The following is a 17,397-nucleotide window of genomic DNA, read 5'->3' as shown; positions in this document are numbered from 1 at the left end:
ACGTCTGGAACCTCTGGTGCGGTCGGCGTCAGGCCCGCGGCTCTGGGCCCGGCACCTCACACCTCCGTGCCTCAGTGCGCCACGACGCGTGCCATGGAGCCGCGGCGCGGCTGCATCGGAACGCCGCGTGCGGGTTCCGGTGCGGGTGGCCTGGCGCCGGGGGCGGCCTGACGGCCGGTCGGTGCCGGGCTGCGGCGTGGCTGCGCGGCCACGCCGTTCTGGACGTCCATGACGGCGTGGGCCACCAGGCCGCCCATGGGGTCGTGCCGGATCAGGTCCCGCAGCCGGGAGCGGGACGAGCGTCCCTCGTTCCCCGGGTACAGGTGCTTGCCGAGGCCGACCGCGTGCGCCAGCGCGGCGAGCGCCGCGGTCCGCGGGTCCGGCGGGACGCCGGTGCGGATCGCGGAGTCCAGTCGGGCTCGGATCTCCCGGCTGATCTCGGTCTGACTCGCCTGATAGCGAGTCGTCGGCAGCACTCCGCACATCTGGCCCGCCACGGCATGCACCATGCCGCACCGCTCCAGATGCGAGAGGTAGGTCTGGCGAAGCCCGAGACGCGGCCCGCCAATCCAGTGGATAGCACGTACCGGAGCGCCACGCCTTCGCAGCAACTCCAACGCGCAGTCCAATGTTGGATCTCCAGTCGGCCGTGGGGACACCACGGCGATACGATCCCCGTCTGGGGCTATCCGTCCGGCCAGCGCCAGCTCCACTAGCTGTGCTCCGGCCAGACCAAGGTCGAGCGACTGCGGCTGTGCGGTGGTACCCGTGGCCGGGTCCAGCGCCAGTAGCAGAAGCTCCTCCGGAAGTGTTCTGCGGCTCATGCCCATCCATGCCTCCCCGCGTGGATGAATGACAGGGTGACCCCTCTCACATTGGTCTGTCGAGGGTGCGTGACCGGAATGTAGTGGAACCGATAGGTATGTCGTTCTCGTCTACCGCAGTGGTTAAGCCCGCACACAGGACACTGGTACATGGTTCGGACAGCGGCGAGGCGCGGTGGTGCGCGCGGTGGTTAGGGTCCGGGCGGCGGGTTTCACGGTTCGGTTGGGCGCGCGCTCTAGGACGGGCGGCGCGCGGGAGGAGGCATCGGTGGCGGGCACGTCCCCCGACAGGTCGAAGCGGTACGAGTCGTCGACGGGGTCGACGTCGGGGAGCGAGGCGCCGATCCCGGACACCCCGGCCCCGGGAGGCAAAGGCTCCCTCCCGGGCCAGTCCTCCGGCTCCACCGAGCCGCCCCCGGACCCTCGCGTCTCGATGTCCCGAGGACCGGCCCCGAAGGTCGACCAGGCGACGGCGGTGTTCTCCCGCAGGGCACTCCTTGAGGCGGCCGAGGCGGAGGGGCTGAAGCCGGCCGAGGCGGAGGGCGCCGAACGGGCGAAGGCCGAAGGGGCGAAGGCCGAGGAGGCGAGGGCCGAGGAAGCGGGCACCGCCGGGTCGGAGGACGTCGAGCCAGGGACCGTTGGGTCGAAGGCAGATGGGCCGGAGACAGGCCGAGGCGATGCGGCGGACGGCGAGGGCTCGGATGCCGGGCGATCGGACGACGCCGGGTCGGACGACGGTGACGGGGCGGACGAGGCTGCCGAGGGCTCTGACGGCGACACGGAGGCGCAGCCCGACAGCGAGGCCGCCGAGGACGAGGACGAGCCGAGCAGGGACGACGACGAGGCCGAGGACGAGCCGAGCGACGCCGCCGGCGACGAGGCTGCTGACGCTGACGCCGAGTCGGAGGCCGGGGCTGAGGCCGACAAGGGGCCTGGCACGGAAGACGAGAACGCGCCCGGCTCCGCCTCCGCTGACGAACTGCCCGACGACGAGCCGGAAGCCGCTGACGGTGACGAGCCGGAAGCCGCCGACGGTGAGGACGCCCCACAGGGGTCACCCGCAGATGACGACGAAAGTCGCACGGGTGGTGCGGGTGGTGCGGATGGAAAGTCGGAGGGCGACGGCGGAGCCGAGGCGGATCGGCCTGTGGACCAGCCGACCGCGATCTTCCGGGCTCCTCGGCCGCCCGCTGTGGATCAGCCCACCACGATGCTCAAGCTGGGGGGTGGGGCAGCCAAGCCTGCCGACGTCGACGAGGGTGACGAGGACGCCAAAAGTGACGACGCTGATGTCGTCCCTCCCGTTGAGCGCACCAGCAAATTCGTAGCGCTCAAGCCGCTGGACGAGCCTGCCGCGCCCAAGCCCCCGCAGGGAGCGGCGGACGCGGCTGCCCTCAGTCCCGCGGAGGCGACGCGGGCCATTCCCCAGGTGGGGCCGGAGCGGACCACGCAGCAGCCGTTGCCGCCGAGGCCGCCGCTGGATCTGCTGGCGGAGTTGACGAACACTCCGCCGCCGCGGCAGACCCCGGTGCGGACGGTCATCCGGCGGGTCAAGATCTGGACGCCGCTGGCGATCCTGCTGGCGATCGTGTTTGCGGTCGTACAGGCTGTGCGCCCGCTCCCGACGCCCACGCTCGCGCTGACCGCCGACGAGTCGTACGCGTTCGAGGGCGAGAAGGCCTCCCTCCCGTGGCCCGACGAGGGCCAGGGCTGGATGGACGTCAACGGCATCGGCACGGTGGACAGCTTCGGCGAGCAGAAGCCCGCGGCCATCGGCTCTGTCGCCAAGGCGATGACCGCGTACGTCATCCTCAAGGAACACCCGATGAAGGTCGGCGCGAAGGGCGCGACGATCCCGGTCGACGAGAAGGCGGAGATCGAGGGCGGCTACGACGAGCCCGGCAAGGGCGAGTCCACGCTCAACACCGTCAAGGAGGGTGACAAGCTCACCCAGTACGACGCGATCGCGGCCATCATGATTCCGTCCGCGAACAACATCGCGCGGCTGCTCGCCCGTTGGGACAGCAACGGTTCCGAGGAGGAGTTCGTCAAGAAGATGAACGCCGCCGCCAAGGACCTCGGCATGACCAACACCACGTACACCGACCCCTCCGGGCTGAAGGAGACGACGGTCTCCACCGCCGAGGACCAGGTCAAGCTCGGCAACGCGCTGGTGAAGATGAAGGCCCTCACCGACATCACCAGGCTGCCCGAGTGGATTGACCCCTCAGGCCTGAAACACCGGAACTACAACACCCTCGTCCCGTACGACAACGCCATCGGCATCAAGACCGGCTCCACCACGGCCGCCGGCGGCAACCTGCTCTTCGCGGCCACGAAGGAGGTCGGCGGTGAGACGGTGATCGTCGTCGGCGCGATCCTCGGCCAGCACACGTCGCCGATCATCGACACGGTCAACGCGGTCAGCAAGACGGCCATGGTCGCCGCCCAGGACGCGCTGACGTCCAGCACGATCCTGAAGAAGGGCGACGTCGTCGGATACGTCGACGACGGGCTCGGCGGACAGACCCCGGTCGTGGTCACGCAGGACGTCTCGGCGGTCGGCTGGGCCGGCAAGACCGTCAAGCTCGAACTCGACCCGAGCGAGTCCATCCCGAACGAGGCGAAGACCGGCACCGAGGTGGGCTCCCTGACCGTGGGCGACGGCTCCGGCGACGGCGTCCAGGTACCGGTCGCCCTCCAGAAGGACCTCACCGAACCGGGCTTCGGCACGAGGCTGACCCGCGTGAGCTGACCACCGCGGCAAGGCGGTACGAACGGGAGAGGCGCCCCTCCAGGCCACCGAGCCAGGAGGGGCGCCTCGTGTTCGTACGGGCGACCGGGTCCCCGTCCCCTACGGCTCGGCCTTCTCGTCCGCTTCCTTCTCGCACTCCAGCGCCGTCGTCCGCGAAGGCCCCCCGTACTGGGAGCTGATGCGGACGTCCCCCGCCTCATGGACCGTCAGACGGGTGAACTCCGTGAGGTCGCCGTCGGACTCGCGGTCGGCGGTGAGGCAGCCGTTGTCGGCCCAGAGCCAGGGGGAGTAGGCGACGCGGACGATGACCTCGCCGGGCTTCGGCATATGGACGACGAGGTTGGCGCCGTCGGCGCTCACGACGGAGGCCGGCTCGTCGACCAGCGGGGTCGCGTTCCTCACCCGGTAGATCTTCCAGTTGGCGTCCTGCCAGACGGGCTCCAGATAGTCCGGTCCGCTGGTCACCAGGGCGTGTTCGAGCTCGGCGGGCCCGTCCGGCTCGCCGTTGACGAGGACGACGAAGCCGACGGCCCACTGGGAGAGCCAGGCCTTGTAGGCGGCCGGGGTGAAGGCGCCCTCGGGCACCTCGGTCCCGCCGTGGCCCTCGTAGAAGAGACGGCCGCGCTCGACGTCGGCCTGCCGGTTCCAGCCGCGCGCCATGTTGATGTACGGGGCGAGGATGGCGGCCTCGCGGTGGTCGCGGGCCGGTACCACCTCGACGCGGGTCTTCCAGGCGCCGAGCCGCTTGAGTTCGTTCACGACGCCGTCGGTCTTCACGGCCCACTCGGGCACCTTGGTGTTCGTGACGATGTCGGCGGTCGTCTTGCCGGTCAGCCAGGTCACGGAGAGGACCAGGGCCACCGCGCCGGCCACGATCCGCCGCCGGGGGGTGAACCAGGACAGCGGCAGCCGGGAGTCGTCCGTGCGGCCCTCGCCCCGGTACAGGCAGATCGCCAGGGCCGCGGCCGGGCCCGCCAGTTCGAGGAGGCGTTCGACGTTGGTGCCGATGGGGGTGGGGATCAGGTAGCAGAGGACCACGCCGAGCGCGTAGATCGCGGCGCTCAGGCGGAGCACCCGCCAGGCGCTCGGGGCGACCAGCACGACCAGGGCGCACAGGACGACCGGCGGCCATATCCGGCTGAAGGCCATGGGCTGCTCGCCCTCGAAGGGGAACAGCACGGTGGTGACGGCGACGACGGTCACCGGCGGCACGAGCAGCGCCGCCGCCCGGCCCCACTCGCGGCACAGCAGATACGCGGCGCCGACCACGAGGAGGAACAGCCCGGAGACGGGGCTCCCCATCGTGGACAGCGTCGCGCACACCGCCGCCACGGCGAGATGCCGCGCGCCGCGTCCGCTCAGCACCGCCAGCAGGGCCCCCATCGCGAAGGTCGTGCCCAGCATGAACGTGGAGCGCCCCGACACCACCTGGCACCACAGCGAGAACGTCGCCGCCAGCGCGATCGGCACCGGCGCGCGTACGCCTGTTCGGGTGATGACCTCGCCGGCCAGCCAGGACGCCGAGAGCCCCGACACCAGCGTGACGGGGACGACGCCGCACGCCGCCATCAGGTACGGCGAGAGCACGCTGTAGTTCGCCGCGTGCAGTCCGCCGTACCAGAACAGGTTGACCGCGGAGTCCGGGTACATCTTCGCGAACTCCGCCCACGCCACCTGGGCCGCCAGATCGCCGCCGCCGGTCGCGAAGACCGCCCACCACACGATGTACAGCGGCAGGGCGCACAGGGCGGCCATGAGGGGCACTCGGTGGCGCTCGCGCCACGGCTCGCGCGTCGGCGACGGTTTGTCGGCGCGCGAGACGGGTCGCCGTGGGGTCAGTTCGGCAAAGGCCACTGCGGCTCTTCCGTTCCGTTCGACTCGTGCGGGCGGGTGCGGGTCTTCACAGACGTCTCCCGGATGTTCTCCGTCGTTCTCCATGTGTTGAGGAAGACGCTGTTGAGGTAGACGCTAATCACTCGCTGACAGTTGGCCGACAGGACGTGTGCGATCCGCTACGGCCGTAGGGAAACCCCTACGGCCGCATCGGTCACGGCTGTAACAGGGTCAGGATGCGACCGGGAACGCCACGTCGCACACCGGGTCCTCGGGGCCCGCCGCGTCCCAGTCCGCGAAGTAGATCTCGCGGCACGGGCCGGTGACCTCCAGGCCGTGCTCGGCGATCCACCGCTCGACCGCCTCGAAGGCCGCGATGATCTGCGGATGCGCCACCTGGGCCTTGCTGATCCGGGTGTACACGAGCCGCCCCGCCGGCTCCACGCGCACCTTCGTCTCCCAGGCCCGCCCGTGCTCCGCCGCCCACGCCCCGGCGGCGCTCTCGTCCGCGACCGGCACACACGACTCGGCCGGCCCGTCGCTCTCCATGGACACCTCGGAGTGGTACACCACGAACGGCGCCCCGGTGGTTCCGCCGCAGACCGCGGCGCCCTCCTCCAGCCGCCCCAGCGACGCCCCGATCCACGCCGGCAACTCGTCCGCCAGGGTGTGCCGCGACTGGGTCAACAGCACCTGCGGTGCCGTATCAACCGTTTCGACCACGAATTTTCCGTACGTCTCGTCCATCCCGGACTCCCTTCCCGACAACCGTCCACGGAGGTAGGCGACAAGGGTCCGCTGGGACGCGAACCGTTCCTCGGCCCCGGCCCAGTACGCGGCGAGCCGGTCGGCGGCCGACGCGCCGTCCAGCTCGACGGCGTCCACGATCTCGGTGATCCGCGCGAGAGGCATGTCGAGCCGGCGCAACAGGGCCACCAGACGGGCAGGCTCGACCTGGTCGGCCCGGTAGTACCGGTAGCCGTTCACCTCGTCGACGTACGCCGGGGTGAGCAGCCCCAGCCGGTCGTACAGCCGCAGCGCCTTCGCCGACAGTCGTGCGCGGGCGGCGAAGGCGCCGATGGTGAGCAGGTCGTCCGGGTCCACTGGGTCATCCTCCGTCGCCGGGCGCCCTCCGCCCGGCGAGAGGGACGGTGCCCCTTGCCCCTGGGGCAAGGTCAACGGCAGCCCTCCAGACGTCAGCCGAGGGCCTTCTCCAGGGCGGCGACCAGCTCGGCCGACTCGGGCTCGGTCTGCGGGGAGAAGCGGGCGACGACCGAGCCGTCGCGGCCGATCAGGAACTTCTCGAAGTTCCAGCGGATGTCACCGGTGTGGCCCTCGGCGTCCGCGTGACCCACCAGGCGCTCGTACAGCGCGTGCCGCCCCTCCCCGTTGACCTCGACCTTCTCGGTCATCGGGAAGGTCACGCCGTACGTCGCCGAGCAGAACTCCGCGATCTCCTCGGCCGAACCCGGCTCCTGCCCGAGGAACTGGTTGCACGGCACCCCGAGCACGGTGAAGCCCTGCGCGGCGTAGCGCGCGTGCAGCGCCTCAAGGCCCGTGTACTGGGGGGTGAGGCCGCACTTGGAGGCCACGTTCACCACGAGGACGGTCTGACCGGCGTACTGGGCGAGGTCCGCGGGACCGCCCTTCAGGGCATCGATCTCGACGTCGAGGACGGAGGTGCCAGCGTTGTCTGTAGTCATATGCGGATGCTATCTCCGGAAGGGTTTTCGCCCCCGCCGCCCCTACCTGAGGAGATATCTGTTACCTGAGGAGATATCCGTCTCTCCGGCACGCGTCAGCACTTCCCCCGCCGCCGTCCGCGCGTACAGCACCGACCGCCCGGCCCGCCCGCGCCGCACCAGCCCGGCGTCCAGCAGCACCCTCAGATGACGGCCGACGGAGCCGAGGCCCTGCCCGGTGACCGCGCACAGTTGCGTCGTACTCATCGGGGAGTCGAGGAGGACGAGGACGCGGGCGCGGGCGTCGCCGAGGAGCGGACCGAGGGCGGCGGGTACGGCCGTCGTGCCGTTCCCGTCGGCGAGGACGCCCGAGCACGGGTAGACGACGGCGTACCGCTCCCGTTCCTCCCACGCCACCCACCCGGTGCGCTGCGGGGTGACCGGCACGAAGACGAGCCGCGCGCCGGAGATCTCCCGCGGCGGGTACTCATGGAGATTGACCTGGAGCCGGTTCTCCCCGAGCCACCGCATCCCGGGCCGCATCGCGTCCAGTACGGCCGCCCAGCCGCCCTGCCCCAACCGCGCGGTACGGGCGAGGACATCGGCCTCCAGTACACGCCGCCGCCGCTCCCAGTACGGCCGTACGGTCTCCTCCCACACGTATGTCAGGAGGTCGGCCGCGCGGTCGGGCAGGTCGTCCCGGTGCAGGGCGGCGGGCAGGGGGCCGCGCAGGGAGACGGCGAGGTGGGCGCGGGCGGCGGCGGGGTCGGCGCACCGGACCCGGGCGACCTCGTCGGCGAAGGTCTCGCCCTCGCGCGGGGCAGGGGTGAGGAAGTCGGCGATCCACTCCTTGCCGAGCCCCGAGCGGACGAGCAGGGCGGTGAGGGGGTCGCGGGCCAGCTCGGCCCGGTACGCGGGCAGACGGTCCGCCAGCCAGGTCCGCTCACCGGGGTGCGTCCCCGTCCCGGCGTGCAGCATCTTCAGGTTCGCGAACGTCTCGGCCAGCGGTGAGACGACGAACCGGCTCCGGGCGAGGGTGTCGGCGTTGACCTGCCACCAGCCCACGTGGACACCTCCGGGGTTCGGCGCGTGCGCGCCTCGTCTTTCGCGTGTGCGCGTCTTGGCTTTCGCGTGTGCGCGAAACATTACGGCCGACCGGCGGCGTGCCTGAGGGTCACTGCCCATGCGCAGCTATCAAGCCCTCTTCCGCACAAGGGAGTTCACCCCTCTCTTCCTCTCCTCCTCCCTCCAGGTCGCCGCGTCCACGATCGGCGGCCTGGCCCTCGGCACCTCCGTCTACGAGGCGACCGGCTCGCCGCTCCTGTCCGCCCTCAGCATGTTCGGCCCGTCCCTCGCCCAGGTGGTCGGTGCGACGACCCTGCTCTCGGCGGCGGACCGGCTGCCGCCGAGGGCGACGATGACGGGTCTGGCCGTGGTCTTCGCGGCGAGTACGGCGTCGCTGGCGCTGCCCGGTCTGCCCCTGTGGACGGTCTTCGCGGTGATCGCGGCCCAGGGCCTCGTCGCGTCGCTCGGCGGGGGAGTCCGCTGGGGCCTGCTGAACGAGATCCTCCCGAAAGACGGCTATCTGCTCGGCCGCTCGGTGTTCAACATGCTGCACGGACTCACGCAGATCGCCGGTTACGCGACCGGCGGCGCCCTGGTGGCGTTGCTGTCCCCGGCGGTCACGCTCCTGGTATCGGCGTCCCTCTACGCGGCGGCGGCTCTCTGCACCTCCCTGGGCCTGACCCGCCGTGCCCCACGCGCCTCCGGCCGCCCGTCCGTCGCCGAGACCTGGCGCACGAACGCCCACCTGTGGTCGTCGGCTCCGCGCCGCCGCCTCTACCTCGGCCTGTGGATCCCCAACGGCCTCGTCGTCGGCTGCGAGTCCCTGTTCGTCGCGTACGCCCCCGACCGTGCGGGCCTGCTCTTCGCCTGCGCGGCCTTCGGCATGCTGGCGGGTGACGTGACGGTCGGCCGCCTCCTCCCGCCCCGGATACGCGACGGCCTGGCCACACCTCTCCTGCTGCTCCTGGCCGGCCCCTACCCGCTCTTCGCCCTCCACCCACCCACCCCCGTCGCGGCGGCCTGCGCGACCCTCGCCTCCATCGGCTTCGGCGCGAGCCTGGTCCAGCAGCAGCGACTCCTCGCCCTGACCCCACCCGAACTCACCGGCCACGCCCTGGGGTTGCACTCGGCGGGGATGCTCACGCTGCAGGGGGTGAGCGCGGGCCTGGCGGGCGCTGTGGCCCAACTGACCTCGCCGGGTACGGCGATGACGGTGATGGCGGGGGCGTCGGTGGCGGTGACGCTGGGGCTGTGGGCGGCGGGACGAGACGAGCGGGCAGGGCTCACGTCACCGGCGCGTGCGTCTTGACGGCCCGTTCACAGATGCGGGACACCGTCTCCCGCTCAACTTCGGTCGACACCGAATCGCCAAGCGAGAGCCAAGTGGGCGCGTAGTCCCAGCGACACGCCCTGCAGGCGGCGTGTCGCTGGGACTCTCACGCCACTTGACGCATCCAGAAGAACCTCTTCGCCGACTGGCGGCCGGTGCGCATCCTGGACGTCAGTCCCTGAACTCGGGCGGCAAGGCGCGCTGTTGCGCGGCACAGCGCTACGACCGTGACGCGATTGGCAGCCACGACGGGGAGACCGTGGCCGCCCCTCGGCCACCGCGATGAACGGCACCGAAGGCTGCCCCTCCGCACCGGCTCCACCTGGCTCAGCCGGCCGCCCGAAGCTGGTCATGGGATCGGCAGTCCCGGCAGCGGCTGTCTCCCGCCGAGCGGAAACCCCGGTCGCAACCGTCGCAGTTCCGCATGCGCCCCACCGCCGGACGTACTGCGGGTTCCGCGCGTTCCATGCTTCTGGCCGGTGTGGGCAGGGGCGTCTCCTTGAGCCGGTGGGCGACGATGCCGGCCGGGCGGCCCCGGAGCTGCTGCGGGAGCCTTGCGGTGAGGTGGTCCGTGATCTGGGTCGGCAGGAGGCCTGCCGCGAGCCACCGGGTGACGGCCGGGGCGAGGCGGGCGGCTTCCCGCACGGACAGGACGAGGCGGGGGTCGACCCGGCGCAGGGCGGCGAGTACGGCGATGGCCTGCGGGTCCGCGTCGGCGAGCGGGGTCGGTGTCTCCGCCTCGGCCTGGACGGGCGCGGCCACGGTTTCCTCCACGGCCGCGGAAGCGGGCGTGACCGCCGCCGCGACGGCGGGCTGCTTACGGGGTCGGCGGGGCTTGGGCGGGTCCGGAGGCCCGTCCGGGTCCGTATCCGGGTCCGTATCCAGGTCCGTATCCAGGTCCGGACCGCCGCCGGGGATGTCGTAGAAGTACGTCCGGGTGCGGATCTGCCCGGTGGACAGTCGCTCGCGGCGGCGCTCCAGGTATCCGGCCTCTTCGAGTTCCCTGAGCGCTCGCGAGATGAGGATCTCGCCCTCGCTGAAGTGCTCGCACAGGGCGGCGATGGTCACGGGGGTGCCGGTGGGCAGGGAGAGGATGTACACCGCGACGCCGACCGTGACCGCGCTGCCGCGTCGCTGGGCGAGGGCGTTGGAGATCACGGTGAAGTCGGCCGTGAGGCGAGTGCGGATGTGGATCACACCGGAGGTCGGAGCTCCGGCGTCGGCGCGCAGGCGCGCGTTAGACTGCGGTTCAGCCATCGGGAAGCCACTTACTTCCTGGTTGGTCAGGCCCTCGTTCGGGATGCCAGTCCCGGCCGGGGGCCGTATCTGTTTGCGGTTGTCGCGGCGAACGTAACCGTCCGTATCCCGCGCCTGCAAGCCGGTCACCCGGACGGGTGACGTGGGCTTCACGGCCGGGGAGGGTGGGTGGGCGGGTAGTTCTTTCCCCCGGTTCTTTGAGGAGGTCAGCGGCCCGCCGGACCCTCGCGGACAAGGGCCCGGTGAGCCCGGAACACGGACGGCGGCCGGGGCCCGGCCGCCTCAGGGGCGGTGGTGCCCGGCCTTCAACTCGCCTATGAAGGCGGCCCAGGCGGCGGCTTCGAAGCACAGCGCCGGACCGTGCGGGGCCTTGCTGTCACGGACGGGGACGACGGCCCCTCGGAACTGATCGGCCACCTCCACGCAGTCGCCCCCCGCCTGATTGCTGTAGCTGCTCTTGCGCCAGGCGGCGCCGTTCAGATCGGGACGGGAGATTCGCGCCATGGTAGTTGCCCTCCATCGTGGACCGGATCATGTTGAGTGGCGGCGGACGGCCTCAGGGGTGGTGGTGCCCGGCCTTCAACTCGCCTATGAAGGCGGCCCAGGCGGCGGCTTCGAAGCACAGCGCCGGACCGTGCGGGGCCTTGCTGTCACGGACCGGGACGACGGCCGGGAAGCCGTCGGCCACCTCCACGCAGTCGCCTCCCTCCTGATTGCTGTAGCTGCTCTTGCGCCACGCGGCGCCGTTCAGATCGGGACGGGACCTTCGCTCCACGGTGGTTGTCCTCCATCACGGATCGGATCATGTCGAGCGACATGAGCGGGGGCAGAGCTGCCGCCCGCAGCCGATCGTAAGTCAGCGCGAAACCCCTGACCTCGTCCGGATCCTCGATGAGTTGGCCGTAGTGCGCGCCCTCCGTGTAGGCGATCTCCGAGCCGTCCGGCATGGTGAGCACCGTGAGCGAGCCACCCAAGGCATCGTGCTCACCCTGGTCGAACGGCAGTACCTGCACGGTGATGCGAGGTTCCGCCGTGGCCCCGAGCAACCGCGCCAACTGCTCACCCATCACCGCCCGGCCACCGACCGGACGCCTGAGCACCGCCTCGTCGAGGACCACCCACAGTCTGGGACGATCGGGCGTACCGAGGCGCTCCTGTCGTCCCATACGAAGGGCGACCCGCTCCTCCAACTGCTCTTTGCTGCCGAGCGTTCGGCCGACTCGCAGCACCGCCCGCGCGTAGTCCTCTGTCTGCAACAGACCCGGCACGACATGTGCCGCGTACTGCCGGATGGCCACCGCCCGTTCCGAGTACTCCATGAACTTCCGCGACCAGTCCGGAAACGCCTCCCGGTACACGTACGGCCACAACTCGACCAGCAGGTCGTCCGCGCCGAGGGCCGCGTCCAGCGCACGAGCCAGCTCCAGCGTCGGCTTCGCTCCGGACGCTCGCTCGATCTGTGTGATCCGGGTGCTCACCACGTGGGTCCTGTCGCCGAGTTCGGCCTGGGTCAGTCCGGCCGCCGTACGGAGCCTGCGCACCCGCGCGCCGAACAGCGCCGCCATCGACGCGCTGGGGTCAATTCCGTTGGCCAAAGCGTCACTTCCGTTCCTTACGGGATGAAAAGTAAGGCTGTGTCACCTGTCGAGCGTAGGGCGATCGGACGACTCTTGAGCACGGAACGTGACGAATCGTGTACGTCACGGGATGCCTCAGCTCGACAGACAAGGACGGACCAGCCGTGCTGACAGGAACGACCGCCGTGGGAGACGAGTCCCGTGAACTCCCCTCAATCACCGAGCAGTTCGTCTCCTCGCCGCGAGGTGCGCAGCTCGCCCGACGTCTCGCCGTCCGGTGTATGGAGGAGTGGGGCTACCCGTCGGCGTCGGACGTGTCGTGCACGGTCGCCCTCGTCGTCGGCGAACTCGCGGCGAACGCCGTACAGCACGCCCGTGTTCCCGGACGCGACTTCGGCCTCCGGCTCGCTCTCGACGCGGCGGCGGGCCTGGTCCGTATCGAGGTCGCCGACGCCGTCTCCGCGAAGCGGCCGCCCACTGCCCCGCCCTTGTCGTCCCCCGAGGGCGAATCCGGTCGAGGGTTGCTACTGGTGGATGTCCTGACCGTGCGCTGGGGGTCGGTGCCCCGTCGAACCGTGGGCAAGACCGTATGGGCGGAGTGCGCCTTGTAAGGGCCTGGCGGCGGGGGCGCGGAGGCGAGGCGGTGTGCCCCTTCTTGATCGGCCCGAGCTTGGAGCCTGTTCGGGCAGAAGCGCGCGGGTTCGCGGATTCTCGGACGTCTTGAGGCTTGAACCGGTCGCGAGCATCGCCCTGGTGCCGGGGACGCGTGCGGGTTCCAGATCGACCTCGCCGCGCCCCAGCGTAGGAGGGGCAAAAACCGAGCGGCGGAACCGGTCGGTGCCGCCGCTCGAACGCTGGTGACGCTCTCGCAGCTTCACCGCGCCCTCGGTGCTCCCCGCCTCCCCGCTCAGGAGCGCAGCCGAGGTGATGGCTACTCGGGTAGCGGCCTGTCCTGGACAACGTTCTTCATGACGAGGGTGGAGGTCAGGCGTTGGATGCCGGGCAGCCGGGCGAGCTGCTGGTCGTAGAGCTGCTGGAAGGCGGCCAGGTCGGTGGTGGCGACGCGCAGGAGGTAGTCGGGTTCGCCGAAGAGACGCTGGGCCTGGATGACGTGCGGGATACCGGCGACGGCCTCTTCGAAGGCCGTGACGGTGTCGGGGGTCTCCCAGCGCAGGGTGGCGAAGACGAGCGCCTCGAAGTTCAGACCGACTGCGACCGGGTCCACTACCGCCCGGTAGCCCCGGATCGCACCCTCGCGTTCGAGGTCGCGCAGGCGGCGGTGGCAGGGCGAGACGCTGAGCTGCACGCGGCCGGCCAGCTCGGTGATTGTGAGACGACCGTCCAACTGCAGCTCGGTAAGAATTTTCCGGTCTAGGGCATCCATGGAGAAGATTCTCCCTCATATCGCGCGATCATGAGGTAAAGATGAGAACACTTTCGGGCATGTCCGGCCTAGCTTTCCCTCCAGTGCAAGAAATGCGAGAGGGAACGATCGATGGACACGACGACGCTGGCGGCCTTCCTGGCAGTGGACCTGCTGTTGGTATTCACCCCCGGCGCTGACTGGGCCTACGCGATCTCCGCCGGACTGCGGGAACGCTCGGTCGTCCCGGCCGTCACAGGACTGGTTGCCGGACACGCGGCCTACGCGCTGGTGGCCGTCGCGGGCCTGGCGGTGATCGTGGCGAGCTCCCCGGCCGCGCTCACCGCCCTGACTGTGGCGGGCGCCGGCTACCTGCTGTGGCTGGGCTGGGGCGTGCTGCGGCAGCCGGCCGTGCTGGCGGCCGCTGGAGAGAGCGCGGACGCCTCCCGCGCGCAGGTCATGCTCAAGGGGGCCGGGATCAGCGGCCTGAACCCGAAGGCGCTGCTGCTGTACTTCTCGCTGTTTCCGCAGTTCATAGACACCGCCGGCGGCTGGCCGGTCGCCGCGCAGACCGGGCTGCTCAGCATGCTGCACCTGACCGCGTGCGCCGTCGTCTACCTCGCTGTCGGCGTCCTGGCTCGCACGGTCCTGAAGACCCGGCCCTCGGCCGCCCGGGTCGTTACCCGCATCAGCGGTGCCATGATGATCGCCATCGGCGCCTTCCTGCTGGTGGAACGCCTGGCCGGCTGAGGGACCCGTCTCGTTCCACCCGACACGGACCCGAAGGAGAGCACGTACGTGGACGACCAGAGGCAGCAGGAACAGGCGACCCCCGCAGTCCAGAAGCGCATCCAGGACAGCTTCGACCTGCAGGGCCTGATGTCCCACCTCGGGGCGCGCCTCGCCCACATCGGTCCCGGCCGCGTGCACATCGTGCTTCCGTCCCGTCCCGAGGTGACCCAGCAGCACGGCTACGTCCACGCCGGCGCCACCAGCGCCATCGCGGACAGCGCCGGCGGCTACGCGGCGCTCACGCTGTTCGACGAGGATTCCGAGGTCCTCACCGTCGAGTACAAGATCAACCTCCTCGCGCCCGCCGCCGGCGACCACCTCGAAGCGATCGGCACCGTCCTGAAACCCGGACGCACCCTGACCGTCTGCCGGCTGGAGGTGTACGGCGTCCAGCCCGACGGCGAGCGGAAGCTCGTCGCCAACGGCCAGCAGACCCTGATCCGCGTGACCAGGCCCGCCGAGTGAGCCCGCAACCGTCTCTGCCGTCCTGGCTGACCTGGTGGCAGCGCCCCTTCCCCGACGCCAACACACTCCTTCTGCACGGACGGCAACCGACCCTGATCGACACCGGCTTCGTGGCCCATGCCGAGGAGACCGCCGCCTGGGCCCGCGCGCACGCCGGGGACATCGCCCTCGTCTTGAACACCCACTGGCACTCCGACCACGTCGGCGGAAACGCCCTCCTCCAGGCCCAGGGCGCCGCCATCGCCGCCGGGGCACCCGAGGCGGAGGCGATCTCCCGCCGGGACCCAGGCTGCTGCGCGGCCGAGTACCTCGACCAGCCCGTGGCCCCGTACATGGTCGACCTCGCGCTCGACGACGGACAGGTCCTCCGCCTCGGGGACGCCGACTGGGAAGTCATACGCACCCCCGGGCACACCCCGGGCCATCTGGCCCTGTGGCAGCCGGAGGAGCGGCTGCTCGTGGTCGGGGACGCGCTGTCGGACTACGACGTCGGCTGGGTCAACCTCGCCCTCGACGGCCTCGACTCGGCCACCACGGCCCTCGCCTCCCTCAAGCGGATGGCCGCCCTCGCCCCGCGCGTGATCCTCCCCTCCCACGGCCCGATTCCCACCGAGCCCGCCACGGCTTTTGCCGCTGCCCTGCGCCGCGCCCAGCGCCTCGTCGACGATCCCGACGGGGCCGCCTGGTACGGCGCCCGGCGGATCTTCGCCTTCGCCCTGATGATCCGCGACGGGATCCCCGCCGGTGAGGTCGAGCCGTACCTTCATGCCAGGGCCTGGCTCGCCGATGCCGCACGCCTCCTGGACCTCACGCCCGAGGCGCTCGCCACCGAACTGGTCACGACCATGCTCACCAGCGGCGCGGTCGTCCTGCGCGACGGACGCCTGCACGCTGCCGCCGACCACACCTCTGTGGCGGCCGAGGCGTTGCACGTGCCCTACCCGCGCGCATGGCCGGCGACGGAGCCGCGCTGACACGCGGCGGAACGGGGGTGGGCGAGCATCCTCCGGCCACTCGCCCGCTCCCACCTGCCCGGTCTTCCAGAGTCAGAAGGTGTGCTCCGGCGCCGGGAACGTCCCCGCCGACACATCGGCCGCGAAGTCCCGGGCCGCCTCGCGCAGTACGCCATGCACGTCGGCGTACTGTTTCACGAACCTCGGCAGCCGCCCCGTACGCAGGCCCGCCATGTCCTGCCAGACCAGCACCTGCGCGTCACACCCGCTGCCCGCGCCGATGCCGACCGTCGGCACCGCCACACTCCGCGTGATCTCCGCACCGACCTCCTCGGGCACCATTTCGATCAGCACGGCGAACGCACCGGCCGCCTCCAAGGCCTTAGCCGCGGACACCAGCCGCTGCGCGTCCTCACCCCGACCCTGCACCCGGTAGCCGCCGAGACTGTGCTCGGCCTGCGGGGTGAACCCGATGTGCGCCATCACCGGGATCCCGCACCGGGTCAGCATCTCCACCTGCGGCACCATCTCCTCGCCGCCCTCCAGCTTCATCGCGTGTGCGCCCGCCTCCTTCATGAACCGCACCGCCGTATGGAAGCACTGCTCCGCGGACGCCTCGTACGAGCCGAACGGCAGGTCCGCGATCACCAGCGCCCGGCGGGCGGCCCCGGACACAGCGCGTACGAGCGGGAGCAGTTCATCCACCGTCACCGGCAGGGACGTCGCGTTGCCGAACACGTTGTTCGACGCCGAGTCCCCGATCAGCAGCACCGGGATGCCGGCCTCGTCGAAGGTCGCCGCGGTGTACATGTCGTACGCCGTGAGCATCGCCCACTTCTCCCCGCGCTCCTTCATCTCGCGCAGATGGGGGATCCGGACCCGCTTCGGAGCCGGGGCGATGGCGGTCGCTGTGTTGCCGCCGTAGGGGGCGGGCTGCTCGCTCATGGTGTCCTCCGGACGTGCTTCTCGAGGCTCCCTGTCGGAGTCCCCGGATTCATCACCAGACGCTAGGTGGCTTCGCCCCGAAAGTGCTTCCGATCTGCGCCCACCCGCCCTCAAACCGGGGAGATTATTCTGCCGGTGGCCCTTCGACTGGAAGATTCTTGCCAAGCCTCCTCAAAGGCGGGCCTGCCGTCCGGCGTCATCTGCCAACCGAATCCCGAACGGCGCTCACTTCGCCCGCCGTGGATGCTGATGGCCCCTATCGGGGCAGCTTGGCGGTGCGTTCGGGGTGGGCGGCGGTGACGTAACGCATTGCGGTCTGCTCGGTGATGCCGAACAGGCGCATCAGCCGAAGTGGGTCGGCGCTCTCGGCTGCTTCGTTGAGGATGCGGTCCTGGCGCAGACCGCTCAACGTCAGCCCACGAGGCAGGGCTCCGCTCAGCAAGCCGAAGCTGACGGGCGGGTGGTCGGGGTCGTACACGAGCAGGCCGCGGGCGCGCAGGAACTGGCTGAACGGGCTTGGCCGCGAGGTTGGAGTCGATCCGGGCCAGGTCACGCA

The 17,397-nt window shown here is 70.9% G+C and carries 18 protein-coding genes; 6 read left to right on the top strand and 12 right to left on the bottom strand.

The features are described 5' to 3' along the window. Window positions 1-71: 71 nt before the first annotated feature. Window positions 72-830: a GOLPH3/VPS74 family protein gene (locus JIX55_RS22800; protein WP_033531862.1), complete on the bottom strand. Its 759-nt coding sequence runs from the start codon at window positions 828-830 to the stop codon at window positions 72-74. Between the two features lie 262 nt (window positions 831-1,092). Here JIX55_RS22800 and JIX55_RS22795 point away from each other — a divergent pair, with 262 nt between their 5' ends. Beyond that, on the top strand, window positions 1,093-3,579 hold the full coding sequence (locus tag JIX55_RS22795) for a D-alanyl-D-alanine carboxypeptidase (protein WP_257565157.1): 2,487 nt from the start codon (window positions 1,093-1,095) through the stop codon (window positions 3,577-3,579). 99 nt (window positions 3,580-3,678) lie between these two features. Here JIX55_RS22795 and JIX55_RS22790 read toward each other — a convergent pair whose 3' ends face one another. From JIX55_RS22790 to JIX55_RS22775, 4 genes are all read right to left on the bottom strand, one after another. Beyond that, window positions 3,679-5,343, bottom strand: a complete 1,665-nt coding sequence (locus JIX55_RS22790) for a hypothetical protein (protein ID WP_257569442.1) — start codon at window positions 5,341-5,343, stop codon at window positions 3,679-3,681. Window positions 5,344-5,643: 300 nt separating this feature from the next. Beyond that, the gene (locus JIX55_RS22785; protein WP_257565156.1) at window positions 5,644-6,516 is read right to left on the bottom strand and encodes a MerR family transcriptional regulator; all 873 of its coding nucleotides are present in this window, start codon (window positions 6,514-6,516) and stop codon (window positions 5,644-5,646) included. A 92-nt stretch (window positions 6,517-6,608) separates the two neighbouring features. Further along, window positions 6,609-7,115 carry a glutathione peroxidase gene (locus tag JIX55_RS22780; RefSeq protein ID WP_257565155.1) on the bottom strand — a complete coding sequence of 169 codons (507 nt, stop codon included), beginning with the start codon at window positions 7,113-7,115 and terminating at the stop codon, window positions 6,609-6,611. A 42-nt stretch (window positions 7,116-7,157) separates the two neighbouring features. Further along, a complete protein-coding gene (locus JIX55_RS22775; RefSeq protein ID WP_257565154.1) occupies window positions 7,158-8,159 on the bottom strand; it encodes a winged helix-turn-helix domain-containing protein in 1,002 nt (333 codons plus the stop codon). A gap of 118 nt (window positions 8,160-8,277) precedes the next feature. On the opposite strand from JIX55_RS22775, the gene JIX55_RS22770 reads away from it, so the two are divergent. Next, window positions 8,278-9,468, top strand: a complete 1,191-nt coding sequence (locus tag JIX55_RS22770; RefSeq protein ID WP_257565153.1) for an MFS transporter — start codon at window positions 8,278-8,280, stop codon at window positions 9,466-9,468. 348 nt (window positions 9,469-9,816) lie between these two features. Here the strand turns inward: JIX55_RS22770 and JIX55_RS22765 are convergent, their stop codons facing one another. The 4 genes from JIX55_RS22765 to JIX55_RS22750 form a co-directional block, all read right to left on the bottom strand. Beyond that, window positions 9,817-10,746, bottom strand: a complete 930-nt coding sequence (locus JIX55_RS22765) for a hypothetical protein (RefSeq protein ID WP_257565151.1) — start codon at window positions 10,744-10,746, stop codon at window positions 9,817-9,819. A gap of 282 nt (window positions 10,747-11,028) precedes the next feature. Further along, window positions 11,029-11,250 (bottom strand): DUF397 domain-containing protein, encoded by a 222-nt coding sequence (locus JIX55_RS22760; protein WP_257565150.1) that lies wholly within the window; start codon window positions 11,248-11,250, stop codon window positions 11,029-11,031. Between the two features lie 52 nt (window positions 11,251-11,302). After that, the gene (locus JIX55_RS22755) at window positions 11,303-11,440 is read right to left on the bottom strand and encodes a DUF397 domain-containing protein (RefSeq protein ID WP_257565149.1); all 138 of its coding nucleotides are present in this window, start codon (window positions 11,438-11,440) and stop codon (window positions 11,303-11,305) included. Then, entirely contained in the window at window positions 11,397-12,311 is a 915-nt protein-coding gene (locus tag JIX55_RS22750) for a helix-turn-helix domain-containing protein (RefSeq protein ID WP_257569441.1), read from the bottom strand. The genes JIX55_RS22755 and JIX55_RS22750 overlap by 44 nt, the downstream gene beginning before the upstream one ends. Before the next feature lie 176 nt (window positions 12,312-12,487). Here JIX55_RS22750 and JIX55_RS22745 point away from each other — a divergent pair, with 176 nt between their 5' ends. Continuing rightward, window positions 12,488-12,934: an ATP-binding protein gene (locus tag JIX55_RS22745; RefSeq protein WP_257565148.1), complete on the top strand. Its 447-nt coding sequence runs from the start codon at window positions 12,488-12,490 to the stop codon at window positions 12,932-12,934. A 320-nt stretch (window positions 12,935-13,254) separates the two neighbouring features. On the opposite strand, the gene JIX55_RS22740 is transcribed toward JIX55_RS22745, so the two are convergent. Further along, on the bottom strand, window positions 13,255-13,707 hold the full coding sequence (locus JIX55_RS22740) for an Lrp/AsnC family transcriptional regulator (protein WP_257565147.1): 453 nt from the start codon (window positions 13,705-13,707) through the stop codon (window positions 13,255-13,257). Window positions 13,708-13,818: 111 nt separating this feature from the next. On the opposite strand from JIX55_RS22740, the gene JIX55_RS22735 reads away from it, so the two are divergent. From JIX55_RS22735 to JIX55_RS22725, 3 genes are read left to right on the top strand one after another with little or no spacing between them, the layout of a single operon-like run. Next, complete coding sequence (locus JIX55_RS22735) at window positions 13,819-14,436, top strand: LysE family translocator (RefSeq protein ID WP_257565146.1); 618 nt, start codon at window positions 13,819-13,821, stop codon at window positions 14,434-14,436. Window positions 14,437-14,484: 48 nt separating this feature from the next. Beyond that, complete coding sequence (locus JIX55_RS22730; RefSeq protein ID WP_257565145.1) at window positions 14,485-14,943, top strand: PaaI family thioesterase; 459 nt, start codon at window positions 14,485-14,487, stop codon at window positions 14,941-14,943. Beyond that, entirely contained in the window at window positions 14,940-15,917 is a 978-nt protein-coding gene (locus JIX55_RS22725; RefSeq protein WP_257565144.1) for an MBL fold metallo-hydrolase, read from the top strand. The genes JIX55_RS22730 and JIX55_RS22725 overlap by 4 nt, the downstream gene beginning before the upstream one ends. 72 nt (window positions 15,918-15,989) lie before the next feature. Here the strand turns inward: JIX55_RS22725 and panB are convergent, their stop codons facing one another. Further along, a complete protein-coding gene (gene panB / locus JIX55_RS22720) occupies window positions 15,990-16,841 on the bottom strand; it encodes a 3-methyl-2-oxobutanoate hydroxymethyltransferase (protein WP_257565143.1) in 852 nt (283 codons plus the stop codon). A gap of 256 nt (window positions 16,842-17,097) precedes the next feature. Beyond that, entirely contained in the window at window positions 17,098-17,394 is a 297-nt protein-coding gene (locus JIX55_RS22715) for a hypothetical protein (protein WP_257565142.1), read from the bottom strand. Between the last annotated feature and the right edge of the window lie 3 nt (window positions 17,395-17,397).

The organism is Streptomyces sp. DSM 40750, from assembly GCF_024612035.1.
Lineage (GTDB): Bacteria > Actinomycetota > Actinomycetes > Streptomycetales > Streptomycetaceae > Streptomyces.
The sequence above is the reverse complement of the archived record's forward strand: the minus strand, read 5'-3'. Positions and strand labels throughout refer to the sequence as shown.

Coding starts and splice junctions, on each gene's coding strand:
- JIX55_RS22800 (WP_033531862.1), bottom strand. CDS start 830: ATGGGCATGAGCCGCAGAACACTTCCGGAGGAGCTTCTGCTACTGGCG.
- panB (WP_257565143.1), bottom strand. CDS start 16,841: ATGAGCGAGCAGCCCGCCCCCTACGGCGGCAACACAGCGACCGCCATC.
- JIX55_RS22735 (WP_257565146.1), top strand. CDS start 13,819: ATGGACACGACGACGCTGGCGGCCTTCCTGGCAGTGGACCTGCTGTTG.
- JIX55_RS22740 (WP_257565147.1), bottom strand. CDS start 13,707: ATGGATGCCCTAGACCGGAAAATTCTTACCGAGCTGCAGTTGGACGGT.
- JIX55_RS22780 (WP_257565155.1), bottom strand. CDS start 7,115: ATGACTACAGACAACGCTGGCACCTCCGTCCTCGACGTCGAGATCGAT.
- JIX55_RS22750 (WP_257569441.1), bottom strand. CDS start 12,311: ATGGCGGCGCTGTTCGGCGCGCGGGTGCGCAGGCTCCGTACGGCGGCC.
- JIX55_RS22765 (WP_257565151.1), bottom strand. CDS start 10,746: ATGGCTGAACCGCAGTCTAACGCGCGCCTGCGCGCCGACGCCGGAGCT.
- JIX55_RS22770 (WP_257565153.1), top strand. CDS start 8,278: ATGCGCAGCTATCAAGCCCTCTTCCGCACAAGGGAGTTCACCCCTCTC.
- JIX55_RS22760 (WP_257565150.1), bottom strand. CDS start 11,250: ATGGCGCGAATCTCCCGTCCCGATCTGAACGGCGCCGCCTGGCGCAAG.